Source organism: Rhizobium sp. RHZ02 (assembly GCF_014851575.1).
GTDB lineage: Bacteria > Pseudomonadota > Alphaproteobacteria > Rhizobiales > Rhizobiaceae > Rhizobium > Rhizobium altiplani.
Genome location: NZ_JACUZX010000002.1, coordinates 404044 through 416931 on the forward strand (window position 1 = coordinate 404044; position 12888 = coordinate 416931).

Here is a 12888-nt window from a genome sequence, read left to right on the forward strand (position 1 = left end):
GCCGCTGATTTTTGGTCAGGTGGAAACGGTAGGCCGCGTCATCATTCGTGGATCGTCAAGCAGGATGGCGTCCGGTTTGATGGCAAGGATGCGCTCGAGGCCGTACTGGTCGACCTGGCCCACCGGAAAGGGTGGGTATTCCGGCAGTGCGATCGAACGAGGCTGCCCAACCATGACAGCGACGCGCATCCCCGCCTCACGAACGGCGTCAGACACAGCTGGAGTGGCCCACCCTTGCCACAACCTGAACCAGTCGGCTCCAGCTGCGCGCGCCGCATCAGCGCACGCAGGATCCTCGAGAAAGGCTAGGATCGCGACGTCTTTCGACAAACGGCGGGTGGTGTCGATCAGTGCAATACTGCGTAGTCCAATGAGCGCGCGTCGCATTGCATCGCACTGCGCAACGTCGGAGATGATTTGCGCAATCTGCCCCTCGTGGCTCAGCTTGATGTCCAACAGAATACCCAAAGGGTCAGACGCGCCCAAGGCATCGCCAAGTGTCACTATGCTTGGTAGCAGGCTGCGCAATGTCGCCAGATCGAGGTCCGACACGGCTCGTGGGTCGCCGCAGAGCCGAGAGAGATCCGGATCGTGGACGCAAACAGGAACGCCATCCCGCGTTAACCGGACATCAGTCTCTATGGCATCAACTCCGGCAGCCGCCGCGGTCTTGAAGGCAGAGATGCTGTTTTCTGCAGCCAGTGCTGCGCCCCCGCGATGGGCGATCGCGAGCGGGCGACGGTCCGGTGAGCGCTTCCATAAGCCAATGGCCATACATTCCCCTATAGAGAGCTCGACCAACTCGATCGGGCTCACCATAGGTTTCAAACGGCCGCTACACCAGTCGTTGTTTCGCAGCGATCTAGATGAGCACTAGGCCAGCGTCTTTTCGATCTGCTCGACCGCCCAGTCGACCTGGCTCTTGGTGATCACCAGCGGCGGGGCGAGGCGGATCGTGTTCTCGTGCGTGTCCTTGGCGAGCAGGCCGCGGTCCTTGAGGGTGTAGCAATACTGGCGGGCGCCACCGGCTTCAGGCACGAGTTCGACCGCCATCATCAGTCCGCGGCCGCGCACGTCCTTGACGATGTTGGAGCGGATGGAGCGCAGCCCTTCCTGGAAATAGTCGCCCATCTTGGCGGCGTTCTCGATCATGCCTTCCTCGGTCAGGACCTTGAGTGCCGCGCGCGCCACGGCGCAGGCAAGCGGGTTGCCGCCGAAGGTCGAGCCGTGCTGCCCCGGCTTCAGGACACCCAGCACTTCGGAATTGGAAAGGACCGCCGAGACCGGATAGAAGCCGCCGGAGAGCGCCTTGCCGATCAGCGTCACGTCGGCCTCGATCCCCTCATGCTCTTCCGCCAAAAGCTTACCAGTACGGCCGAGGCCGGTCTGGATCTCGTCGAGGATCAAGGTCACCTTGTGTTGAGTGCAGAGTTCCCGCACGCGCTTGAAATAGCCGGTTGGCGGGATGATGACGCCTGCTTCGCCCTGAATCGGCTCGATCAGCGCCGCAACCGTGTTTTCGTTGATGGCGGCGGCAAACGCGTCGGCGTCGCCGAAGGGGATCGTGCGGAAGCCGGGCGTGTAGGGACCGAAGCCGGTGCGGGCGTCCGGGTCCGTGGAGAAACTGATGATGCTCAGGGTCCGGCCATGGAAATTGTCGGCGCAGACGATGATCTCGGCCTTGCCCTCAGGCACGCCCTTCACCTCGTAGCCCCATTTGCGCACGGCCTTGATGGCGGTTTCAACGGCTTCGGCGCCCGAGTTCATCGGCAGGATCTTGTGCGAGCCGGTCAGCGCCGCGAGTTCCTCGTAGAGATGGGCGAGCTGGTCATTGCGGAAGGCGCGGGAGGTCAGCGTCAGCTTGCCGGCCTGCTCGACCATCGCCGCCAGAATCTTGGGGTGGCAATGGCCCTGGTTCACCGCCGAATAGGCCGACAGGCAGTCGAGATACCGCTTGCCGTCGGTATCCCAGACATAGACGCCTTCGCCCCGGGTCAACACGACATCGAGCGGCTTGTAGTTGTGGGCGCCGAGGCGCTGTTCGGTGTCGATCAGGTTCTTCGAGTTGCTCATGGTCGGTTCTCCTCAGGCGGCGCGGGTCGGACGGTCGAAAATGCGGCGGCCGAAGAGGCTTGCCGTCAGTTCCACTAGGATCCGGGCGCTCTTGCCACGGTCGTCCAGGAAGGGGTTCAGCTCCACGAGGTCGAGCGAGGAGACGAGGCAGCTGTCGCAGAGCATCTCCATGATGAGATGCGCTTCACGGAACGTCGCGCCACCGGGCACCGTCGTGCCGACGCCGGGCGCGATTTCCGGATCGAGGAAGTCGACATCGAGGCTTACATGCAGCAGGCCGTTGGCATCGGACACGACGCCAAGGATCTGGCGGATCGCCGCGGCAACGCCCTGTTCGTCGAGCCAACGCATGTCGAAGACGTTGACGCCATGCTCCTTGATGAGCTCCCGTTCAGACGCATCGACCGACCGGATGCCGACCTGAAAGACATTTCGCGGATCAACGAAGGGGCGGTCCTTCGGCAGGATCTCGGCAAGTTCGGCCTGGCCGCAGAAATAGGCGACCGGCATGCCATGGATATTGCCGGAGGGCGAGGTCGCCGGGGTGTTGAAATCGGAATGGGCGTCGAGCCAGAGGACGAAGAGCGGCCGGCCCTGCTGGGCGGCGTAGCGCGCCATGCCTGATACCGTGCCCATCGACAGGCTGTGGTCGCCGCCAAGGATCAGCGGAAAGCGTCCGGCCGCGGCCGCGTCATAGACACCGGCTTCGAGCGCCCGGGTAAATGCGCCGACGACACGCAGGTTGTGGGCCTTCGGATGGTTCGGCAGATCGCGCGCCGGAACGACATGAACATCCCCGGCATCGACCACATCATGGCCAAGATCGATCAGTGTCTGGTCGACGCCCGCGATGCGAAGGGCAGCTGGACCCATCGCGGCGCCCCTGCGCCCCGAACCCTCTTCCAGTGGTGCTCCAATGAGCGTGACCGATCTTGCTTGTGGCTGCATGCGTCCCTCTTTAGCTCGTGTTTTCCGAAAGCATATTGAGATATCGGCGCGGCGACAAATAGATGAAAAAGTGCCGATAATGCGCTATGATTGACCAGTTTGATAAGTGCATTTTGACAAAGTGGCAGCCATGGACGATCTCGACCAAGAACTTCTCAGCGCCTTGCGACACAATGCGCGCACGCCGGTTTCTTCGCTGGCGGCAATGACCGGTGCATCGCGTGCGACGGTCGCGGCGCGCATCGACCGGCTGGTTGCCAACGGCACAATCACGGCGTTCACCGTTCGCACCGGCCATGAAACCCGCGCGGCCGGAGTGCGCGCGATCGTCATGATCGAAGTACTCGGCAAGCTTGCGGACAAGGTCGCCGATCAGCTCCGTGGATTGCCGCAGGTGCGTGCCCTGCACAGCACCAACGGGAAATGGGACTTCATTGCCGAACTTGAGGACCGCGACCTCGTCTCCTTCGACGAAACGCTTCGCCGCATCCGGCTCATCAATGGCATCAATACGACGGAAACCAACATCCTGCTGAAAACCAGCAAGACCGGTTTCTAGTATTCGTGTTCGTAAACGACGCCGGCTTCCCCTTCGCCGTCGCCACCCGCGCCGGCGCGCAACTTCACGCCACGGCCGACATCGAAATTGATGATTGCCTTCGCGCCGCCCTTGCCGGTGGTCTGCTGCAATTCGAAATAAGTCCGGTCATTCAGGTAGCGGCCAACGCTGACGGTGGTGCGGCCTTTGGCATCGGTGCTGATGTCGAAATCGTCGACGCCAAGCTGATTGCGCAGGCCCTGGAACAGCGATCCGGAGCGCCCGCCGGCCAACTGGGCGACGGCATCGGCAAGCTGAGCGATCTGAACCGGCGACAGCCTCGACATTGATTGACCGAAGATCAGTTGCGCCAGAACTTCGTCTTGCGGGAGGGCCGGAGACGACGAGAAGGTGATCGAGGGATCGGTTGCGAGCCCGCTGACATCGACCGTCAGCGTCGTGGAACCGGAAGTGGAGCTTGCCTCCAGCTCAAGGGCGGGGGTGAGGTCACCGGCAAAGGTGATACGGCTTCTATTGGTGAAATCGAGGCGTCGGTTGAGAATCGTCAGGCGACCGCGCCGCATGGTGAAGCCGCCGGAAACGACGGGCTCCGCCGCCGTTCCCCTGATCGTGACGCTACCGCCCAGTTCGGCATCGATACCGCGACCACGCACGAAGATCTGCGAGGGAGCGTCCAGCTGAAGATCGAGATTGAAGGAGTTGGATTTCGCGCGGGCACCCTGCTGCGACTCGTCGCGCAACTGGGCAAGAACCCCCTTGGGGGCGTTGACGTGCTTGACGTCGATTTCGCGCAGCGAGGTCGGCAGCCTCTCGGGGACGGTGATCGAGGCTCTTTCCAGATGCAGCCTGCCGTTCAGGGTGGGATTTGCGAGCAGCGGACCGCGCAAACCGATCGTGCCGTCGACGGTCGCCACCACGAGCGTTCCATCGACGTAGACCGCTCTGTCGAGCCTGACGTCGATGTTCGCAGGGAAGTTGGAGGCAGGTTGGATTCCGATGCTGCCGGATGCTGAGATGCTGCCACCGCTGGCAAGCTGGCCAGTCAGGCGCGAGATCACGGCTTGGTTTCCGGTGAACCGGATGTCTGCCGCCAGATTGTTGATCGCAAGGTTGCGACGGACATCGACGATCCTTGCGCCACTGGTCGCAACCGTGCCGTTGATCAACGGCGCGGCCGCGGTGCCGCCAATCTGCAGATCAAAATTGGCCCTGCCATCGGCAACGAACCCCTGGGCGGCAAGCTGCGCACCGAGCACGGCGAACGGCAGGTTGCCGGAAAAGCGCAGGTCCAGCGCGCGATTGCCTGTAATGCCAACGTTGCCACCGCCCCGCAGGGACAGCCCGCTCTCGCCCGTCACATTGGTGTCGATCGTCAGCCGGTTGTCTTGCAGTCTTCCGTTCGCAGTTATGCTGAGCGGCGAAAGCCCGGCGCTTCTGGTCTGGCTGGTGGCGGCGCCCCTCCAGTCAAGGTTGAATTCCACAGCGGGCACGGGCAGTCGGCCCGATGCCCTGACGGTGCCCGAAACATTGCCTTCGGCGGCAAGCCCCGGAACGAAAGCGTTGGCAAGCCCGGCGGGAAGATTGGAGATGTCGGCATTGGCCGTCAGCGACGGGGCATTCGGTCCAGTGATGACAAAGTTGCCGCCAGCTCTCATCGACACGCCGCTGCCGCTTAGGTTCGTCGTGAAGTCGACCCTGCCGTCCGCAAGCCTTCCGCTTGCATTCGCCGAAAGCGGCCGGATACCGGATGCCCTCGTCTGCGTGGTTGCGACATTCCTCCAGTCCAGCCTGAAATCGATGATTGGGTTGGTCGCTGTTCCCGACGTCCTTGCCGTGCCCGAGATGGTTCCTTCCGCCCCCAGGTTCGGGACGAAGCCATTAGCGAGGCTCGCGGGCAGATCCACGATATCGGCATCGACCGAGAGGCCCGCGACTCCGGCGCCTTGGAGGATTGCCGTACCCCTTGCCTTCAGCAGGGTGGTGCGAGTGCTGTTCAGCGTTGCATCAAAGGAGAGCCTGTTGTCGGCGACGTTGCCGGTCGCGTTCAGCCGAAGGCCAGAAAGGCCGGCAGCCCTGGTCTGACGAGTCCCGGCGTTGTTCCAATCGAGCTTGAAATCGACGGCCGGCATCGGTAGCGATCCGGACGCGGTTGCCGTTCCCGAGATTGTTCCTTCGGCACCGAGATCAGGCATGAAGTTGTTTGCCAGCGCGGCAGGAAGGTTGCGAAGCGTGGCATCCGCCTGCAGGCTCTTCACGGCCGTACCTTCGACAGTAACCTTTCCTTTCGCCGTGAGGGCGGAGCCGCCATCGCCGTCGAGATTCGTCTCGAAATCGAGCGTGTTGTTGGCGAAGGTTCCCTTGGCGCCAAGTGCGAGGGCGGAAAGGCGTGCTTCCCTCGTCTGAGTGGTTGCGAGGTCCTTCCAGCTGACGTCGAAGTTTGCCGTCGGCTGTTGCAGCGTCCCGGAAGCGGACGCGGTGCCTGATATCGTACCACTGGCGCCGAGGTTCGGGACGAACGCGTTTGCCAGGCTTGCGGGAAGATTGCGTATCGTGGCGTTGGCCGTCAGGTCCTGGATTTTCGTTCCCGCCAGGGAGACGTTGCCGGAGGCGTTCAACGCCACCCCGCCGTCCGCCCTAAGGTCGCTCTGGACGGTCAATTTTTCATCCGCGAAATTGCCCGTCGCCGTCAAGTTGATGCCAAAGAGGCGGGCTGCCCTGGTGTGGCTGGTGGCCGCGTCCTTCCAGGAAAGGTCGAAGGTTGCTGTCGGTTTCGGCAACTTGCCGGAGGCCGATATCGTGCCTGATATCATGCCTTCCGCGGCAAGATTCGGCACGAAGCCGTTGGCCAGGGCAGCCGGAATGTTGGCGAGCTGCCCATCGAGCTTCAGCGTCTGAGCGTCGGCGCCTGCCACGGTGTAGGTGCCGGTCGCCTTTAGCGACATGTTGCCGCTACCGCGTGCGTAGGTGTTGAAGCTGAGAATATTGTCCTTGAGGTTGCCGCTCGCCGTCAGCCCAAGCGACGAGAGCTTGGCGCTTCTGGTCTGGCTCGTCGCGGCATTCTTCCAGTTCAGTTTGAAATCGAGCGCCGGGTCGGGCAGCTTCCCGGCCGCCGTGACGTTGCCCGAGATCGAACCTTCGGCGGCAAGATCCGGAACAAATGCATTCGCCAATCCGGCCGGGATGTTGACGATATCAGCATCCACCTTCAGCGACTGCGCGTTCGGGCCACCGGTCACGACATTGCCAGCGGCCTTCAACGATACGCCGCCCTTGCCGCTGAGGTTCGTTTGAAAATTGAGTGTGTTGTCGGCAAAGGTCCCGTTTGCACCGATCGCCAGCGGCGACAGGCCGGCGCCCTTTGTCTGGCTGGTGGCGGCATCCTTCCAATTCAGGTCAAAGTTGGCAATCGGCGCTGCCGGTGTGCCGGTCACGACGACCTTCCCCGAAATTGTGCCTGCGGCATCGAGCTTCGGCACGAAACTGTTGGCAAGGCTTGCGGGCAAATTCCGGATGTCCGCCTTGATATCAAGAGTCTCGCCGACGGTACCGCTCAGGTGGACCGAGCCATCGCCGGTCTTCAGTTCCATCGCATCAAGCGTCACGGTGCCGCCACTGATCGACACTTCCGACGGCGACGCAAGCTCCACCGGAATGTTGCGCGGTTTCGCCGAGAAACGGTCGAGGCGAAGCAGCGTCGTGCCGGCGTTCACCTCGACATTCCCCGATGCGACCAACGGATTGGCATCATAGCTGGCGCCGAGATCGAAGTTCGTCCGGTTCTGTTGCTGCGTGAAACTCAGCTCCAGGCTTTCAGCCTTGTTAGGACCGGAAGCAAGTTCCTCCGCTTTGATCGTGCCAGTCGCGGCAAATGCTTTGAGGTCGGTGACCGCGACGTTGATGTCTGGCCTGACGATGGCAAAGGTGTCACGTTTCAGGCCGCTGCCAGATGCTACGACCTTGAGGGCGATCCTGCCGTTGTCGTTGGCGATATCGACCGATCCCTTCAGGTCGCCTTCTGCCTTCTGTCCGGCAAGTGCCGCGAGAAGGCTGATATCCGGGAAGTCGAACGTCGCCTGTCCGGTCGGCGCAAACGCCGGCGACAGTTCGACGTGGCCGGTCAGGCGATTGTTGCCGACGTCGGCGGCGATCGACGGCAGCCGGATGTTTCCGTCCACGGCCTGAACAGCGGTGCTGACGTTGATCGGCTGGTTGTCGATCGTGCCCTTGGCGGTGATGTCTGCTTGCGGCGCCTTCGGGTCCGCCGTTCCGGAAACGTTGATGTCGAGGTCTTTGACCTGCCGGCCGGCCATTACCAGTGATGGCCCTTTGATATTGGCCGCTATTGCGAGAGCCGAAACATTGCCTTTTGCGCTTAGCTGGTAGTTCAATTCGCCCGCTGCGCCTGCCAGCAGCGGCTGCATATCCGGAATACGACCCGAGAGGTTGGCATCGAGCCTATCTTCGTCGAGCACGACTGCGCCGGTCGCCTCGAGGGAGCTCGACTTGATGGAGAGGTTCGAGACGTTGAATTTCGAAGGAACGGTTCCCGCGACCTGGCCCTCGATCACGATTGGTGCGTTGAAACGCGTCGCGACCGCAGGCGGCAGCGCGGCTGGCTGGATGGTCAGCTTGGCATTGCCGGTCAACGCGCTGGCGCTCAATTTGTAGGAACCGTTGAGGGCTGCTGTTGCCGAAGCGCTTTCGATCGTGGCGCCGTTGAAGCCGAGCGCATCCGGCGAAATCTGCAATGGCAGGGTGATGGTAACGGGGCCTTGAATTGCCCGGTTGATGTCGGGATTGACGAAGGACGTATCACCGGCGGCGAGCGTAATCTGAACGCTTCCGGTGCGACCGGCGAGATTGAAATTGTCGCTCTTTGCCGTCAGCTTCACGTTGCCAATCGTCGCCTGGGGCAACATGGCGGAATCGAGGGAGGCGCTGGCGTTGAGGCGGGAGGCCTTGGCGTCGCCGGTCAGGGAAAGATTGATGCCGGAAATTAGAAACCGCGCTTCGCCTTCGGTCAGCGGCCAGCGGAAATCGACGGGTCCCGATGTTCCCAAGAGATTGGCGTTCAGGCTGTTCTTGCCTCGTGGATCCAGCGTGCCCGATGCGGCGATGACCATCGCGCCGGTTGCCAGATTGCCGGTCTGGATGTCGATCTTTCCCCTGTTGTCGAAGTTCGCGGCGACGTCGATGTTCGTCTGCCCGGCAAAGAGCGGACGGAAGGCCGCTGGCAGCAGCGAGCTGAGGTCGCCACCACCCTTGAGGTCGAGGTGGTGAAGGCTTTCCGGCGTCAGCGTGTGGTGCGCTTCGATCGAGGCGCGTTGCTGTCCGTCGAGTGCTGCCTGCAGCTGGCCTCGCCAATCCGAGATCGGTCCATCTCCGGTCAGGCTGATTTCCACCGCCGGGTTGCCGGGCAGCGCCAGGACACCTGCGAGCAACCCGCCCTTTGGTTCCGTCAGTTTTGCCTTCACCCGCAACTGGTTGCGATCCGGCATGAAGGCGACATCGGCGATCAGCTTGGCATCCGGAACATCGTGACGGCGGACATTGATCGAGGCATTGCCGCCTTCATTGTCGGCACGCAGGCTGCCGTCCGCGGCAAGTGTGAAGGCCCGCCCGATCAGCGGTTCGGCGAGGTTGATCTCCGGCAGGGCGATCTTGTCTATGTCGAGCTTGATCGGCAACGAGAAGCCGCTGTCGCTTTGACCCTCTGCAGCCGGACGGGACGGAAGTGTGCGCACCGGTTGTCTGAGGATGTGGATTGCCGCGGCTTCGACGCTTGTGGCATGGAACCGGCCGGTTAGGAGCGCCAAGGGATTCCAGTTAATCGCCAGCCTGTCGACCCGAGCGAAGACGCCCCTGGTGTCGGAGAGCACGATTTGGCTGGCGCGCAGCCCGCCAGTCAGCAGCCCGCCGGGATCCTGAACCTTGATGGTCATATCCCGATTCGAAAGGCTCGAGGCGACCCTGTCGGTGACGATGCGCGCGCCAAAGGACGTGAAGCCGAAAACACCGATGGCGATGGCAAGAAGGACCAGCACGACACCAGCCGAATAGGCCAGCAGTCGCACGATCCAGTTCAAGATTTTCGCCAGTGTCTGCATGGCCGCGGACATTACTCCGTTTCTATGGCGGCTCAAGGCGCGCGAGGCGCCACGAGCCGCGAGCGGGTTTAGAATGACTGACCGATGCCAGCGTAGATGCCGAAATCCGTGCCACCCTCGTACTTGTTGAGCGGTACTGCAAAATCAAGCCGCAGTGGACCAAATGGCGTCGCATAGCGAACGCCGATGCCTGCACCGGCCCGAATGTCGGAAAAATCGGGCGCAATGTCTGCTGAAACCGTCCCGACATCGATGAAGGGCACTATCCCGATCGTATCGGTAACCTTTATCCGGGTCTCGAACGACGCAGTGACATAGGATGCGCCACCGGTCTCTTCATTGTCGGCGTTGCGGGGCGAGATCTCCTGGTAACTGAAGCCGCGAACCGAGCCGCCACCGCCAGCAAAGAATCGGCGTGTAGCAGGAATGTTCTGGAGATCGTCTGCCCCGACAAGGAAACCTGCGGCAAGCTTGCCGGCAAGAACGATGCGGTCCTCCGCTCCCAGCGCATGATATCCGGTGATCAAGCCCTCGAAGCTCGAGAAGAAGGTCCCGTTGTAGGTCTCGTAGCTTGGCGTTGCCTTGAGCATCCCCCGATAGCCCTCGGTCGGATCGAACTTGTTGTCGCGCGCATCGCGGTCATACTGGAAAGGCAGCGAGAAGGTCAGGTAGCTGTTGTTGCCAAAGGCATCGTCATCGCGTTCCCAGCTCACCTCGCCGGCGCCGGTTATCGTATCCAGGTCCGACAGCTCGTAGGAAAGACCGAGGGAGGCGGTGACGAGTTTTGCAGTATAGGCGTCGGGGTTTTCGGTTTTGGCAAGGACGCTGGCCCGCAAGGTCGCGGCCGGTACAAACGCGCCGGGTTTGGTGAAGGTAATACCGGCTGAATAGTCGAGATCGCCGATGTTGGTCGTTTCGCCCAAGCGGCCCACAGACCCTTCGATGCGCAGCGCCTCCGCCTCGCCGAAGAGATTGCGATGACCCCAATAGCCGTTGATGCCGAAGCCGTCCGTTGTCGAATACTGGGCGCCGATGCCGAGATAGCGCCGCTTGCCCTCCGACACCTCGATCGTCATCGGCAAAGTGCCGTCTGGCGCCAGTTCGTCAGCCTCGTGGATGGTGACGCTCGAGAAGACGCCCAATGCGCGCAGTCGTTCGCCTGCCTTTCGCAGCGCCTCCGGCGAATATTGTTCACCCTTGTTCAGCCGCGAATAGCGCTGGATGAAGCCCGGTCGAACGGCCTTTTCGCCCGTGACGCCGACATCGCCAATTGGGGCGACCGGGCCACCCTCGGCGGCGAGGACAATGTCAGCCGTGCTCGTCCTGTGGTCGGCTATGACCTTGCGGGTCGTCAACTTCGCCAGCGGCCGGCCTTCGCTTTTCAGCTGCTCGACGATTTTGTCGCCAGCCTTGATGATCGTCAGCGAACCGGCTGTCTCACCCGGAGCAAGATCGTAGTCGGCTGGATTGCGTCGTGCAGCATCGCCGCCGAACTGCACCTCACGGACCTTGAAGACGGGACCTGCGGCAACGCTGATTGTCACCGGTACTGGGCGCGAGCGATTGAAGGTGGGATTGGGCGGCAGGTCATCGATGTTTCGACCATCAACCCTGATCGTTACGATGCCGCCGTAGCGGGCCTTTTCAAAGAGGGCGGCAAGCAGGCGTTCGCGGTCGTCTCTGGCCTTGACGACGACGCCCAGATCGCCCGAGACGGGCCGATCCTTGTCGCCGACCAGACGGGAACTGTTTTCCAATGCTTCCTTGAGATCGGGATCGCTCGCGTCGGTCGTCAGTGTCACATCGTAGCGCACCGGATCGGGCACCTGGTCGCTGGCCGATTCGTCGTCCTTGCCCCACAACGTGATGCCGAAAAGCTTGAAGGCGAAAGCCTCTGAGACGAGAGCCGGCGAAAACGCAAATGCAGCCGCGACCACCAACATGGTGCCTACGCGCCGATACGCTATACCCGGTTTCGGTGCCGTCCCTCTAATCTGCATCCACCGCTTTTGGTTACACTAGAATTAAGCTTCGCGCCCCCCGGCCGGCGGCAACCTTAGCGGCAAAATTCCTCGACGTGTACCGTTTTAAATCGCTTAGCCGCTGAAATGGTGGAAAAAAAAGAAATCCCGGGCGCCGAACCCGGGATTCGAGATGATTTCGGACCGGCTCAATAGTCGCCGCGGCAATCGTCGATATACCGGCGGCCATACTCGTCGCGATAGTAGCACTGTCCCGGCTGCTCCGCGACGCGGCCGATAAGAGCGCCCGAAACGCCGCCGACCGCCGCGCCAACGGCTGCCCCGCGTACATTTCCCGTCACCGCGCCGCCGATGATCGCGCCGGAGGCTGCGCCGATGCCTGCCCCGCGCTCAGTCGGTGTACAGCTTGCGATCGACAGGCCGATCAAGGCGAATGCGACAATCTTCTTTATCAAAATATTCTCCTAGGTTGGTCGCCCTCAATAAGAGCTGTGGCCGTCCCTGATTCTTTTTTGTCATGCTAGCCGTCAAACTGTGGCGCAAAAGCAGCGACCCTGCCTTCGGCTTCCGCTTTCGCACAATTGGTGGTGCAATTGCGCGCAAATGCGCCACAACCGAACGCGCTGAATTTTAATTAGCCTCCCTAAAGTAGTGGTTGATCCCAAAGCGAAAACGTCAAATGATACCGTCCGCGCCTGGAGGAGGCGCGAGGAGGAAATCATGGCGAAAGTGAAACTGACGGTGAACGACCGGGCAGTCAGCGGTGACTGTGAAGAGCGTACGCTTCTTGTCCATTTTATTCGCGAAAAACTCGGCCTGACGGGAACGCACGTCGGCTGCGATACCAACCAATGCGGTGCCTGTGTCGTTCACATGGATGGCAAGTCAGTGAAGAGCTGCTCGATCCTTGCCGTCCAGGCGTCGGGTTCGACGATCACCACCATCGAGGGGCTTGCCAGCAACGGTGAGCTGCATCCCGTTCAGGCTGCCTTCAAGGAACACCACGGCCTGCAATGTGGATTCTGCACGCCAGGCATGGTGATGACGGCCGTCGACATGATTTCGCGCCACGGAGGCGATCTGGACGAGAAAACGGTCCGCCATGAGCTCGACGGCAATATCTGTCGCTGCACCGGCTACCACAACATCGTCAAAGCCGTTCTGTCTGCCAACGAGCAGATGCATGGCGCTGCCAAGCAGGCGGCCGAGTAGCTCTCAG

At 61.7% G+C, this 12888-nt stretch carries 8 protein-coding genes; 2 read left to right on the top strand and 6 right to left on the bottom strand.

The window, feature by feature from the left end; all coding sequences use genetic code 11:
- Nucleotides 1–15: 15 nt before the first annotated feature.
- The 3 genes from IB244_RS04805 to rocF all read right to left on the bottom strand — a co-directional run bounded on the left by IB244_RS04805 (nt 16) and on the right by rocF (nt 3021).
- Nucleotides 16–774 (bottom strand): glycerophosphodiester phosphodiesterase, encoded by a 759-nt coding sequence (locus IB244_RS04805; RefSeq protein ID WP_113471991.1) that lies wholly within the window; start codon nt 772–774, stop codon nt 16–18.
- Between the two features lie 99 nt (nt 775–873).
- The gene (gene rocD, locus IB244_RS04810; RefSeq protein WP_018855719.1) at nt 874–2073 is read right to left on the bottom strand and encodes an ornithine--oxo-acid transaminase; all 1200 of its coding nucleotides are present in this window, start codon (nt 2071–2073) and stop codon (nt 874–876) included.
- A 12-nt stretch (nt 2074–2085) separates the two neighbouring features.
- Nucleotides 2086–3021 carry an arginase gene (gene rocF, locus IB244_RS04815; RefSeq protein ID WP_026371586.1) on the bottom strand — a complete coding sequence of 312 codons (936 nt, stop codon included), beginning with the start codon at nt 3019–3021 and terminating at the stop codon, nt 2086–2088.
- Between the two features lie 130 nt (nt 3022–3151).
- On the opposite strand from rocF, the gene IB244_RS04820 reads away from it, so the two are divergent.
- Nucleotides 3152–3580, top strand: coding sequence for an Lrp/AsnC family transcriptional regulator (locus tag IB244_RS04820; RefSeq protein WP_018855717.1), 429 nt, complete (start codon nt 3152–3154; stop codon nt 3578–3580).
- On the opposite strand, the gene IB244_RS04825 is transcribed toward IB244_RS04820, so the two are convergent.
- The 3 genes from IB244_RS04825 to IB244_RS04835 form a co-directional block, all read right to left on the bottom strand.
- Nucleotides 3577–9687, bottom strand: a complete 6111-nt coding sequence (locus IB244_RS04825; RefSeq protein WP_192303301.1) for a translocation/assembly module TamB domain-containing protein — start codon at nt 9685–9687, stop codon at nt 3577–3579. The genes IB244_RS04820 and IB244_RS04825 overlap by 4 nt on opposite strands.
- Before the next feature lie 68 nt (nt 9688–9755).
- Nucleotides 9756–11687, bottom strand: coding sequence for an autotransporter assembly complex protein TamA (locus IB244_RS04830; protein ID WP_192303260.1), 1932 nt, complete (start codon nt 11685–11687; stop codon nt 9756–9758).
- A gap of 170 nt (nt 11688–11857) precedes the next feature.
- Nucleotides 11858–12121, bottom strand: coding sequence for a glycine zipper domain-containing protein (locus IB244_RS04835; RefSeq protein WP_025662706.1), 264 nt, complete (start codon nt 12119–12121; stop codon nt 11858–11860).
- A gap of 268 nt (nt 12122–12389) precedes the next feature.
- Here IB244_RS04835 and IB244_RS04840 point away from each other — a divergent pair, with 268 nt between their 5' ends.
- Nucleotides 12390–12881 (top strand): (2Fe-2S)-binding protein, encoded by a 492-nt coding sequence (locus IB244_RS04840; RefSeq protein ID WP_018855713.1) that lies wholly within the window; start codon nt 12390–12392, stop codon nt 12879–12881.
- Nucleotides 12882–12888 lie beyond the last annotated feature (7 nt).

Bases quoted from the DNA above. Each gene is read 5' to 3' on its own strand.
- IB244_RS04825 (WP_192303301.1), bottom strand. From the start codon at position 9,687: ATGCAGACACTGGCGAAAATCTTGAACTGGATCGTGCGACTGCTGGCC.
- IB244_RS04820 (WP_018855717.1), top strand. From the start codon at position 3,152: ATGGACGATCTCGACCAAGAACTTCTCAGCGCCTTGCGACACAATGCG.
- rocF (WP_026371586.1), bottom strand. From the start codon at position 3,021: ATGCAGCCACAAGCAAGATCGGTCACGCTCATTGGAGCACCACTGGAA.
- rocD (WP_018855719.1), bottom strand. From the start codon at position 2,073: ATGAGCAACTCGAAGAACCTGATCGACACCGAACAGCGCCTCGGCGCC.
- IB244_RS04840 (WP_018855713.1), top strand. From the start codon at position 12,390: ATGGCGAAAGTGAAACTGACGGTGAACGACCGGGCAGTCAGCGGTGAC.
- IB244_RS04830 (WP_192303260.1), bottom strand. From the start codon at position 11,687: ATGCAGATTAGAGGGACGGCACCGAAACCGGGTATAGCGTATCGGCGC.
- IB244_RS04805 (WP_113471991.1), bottom strand. From the start codon at position 774: ATGGCCATTGGCTTATGGAAGCGCTCACCGGACCGTCGCCCGCTCGCG.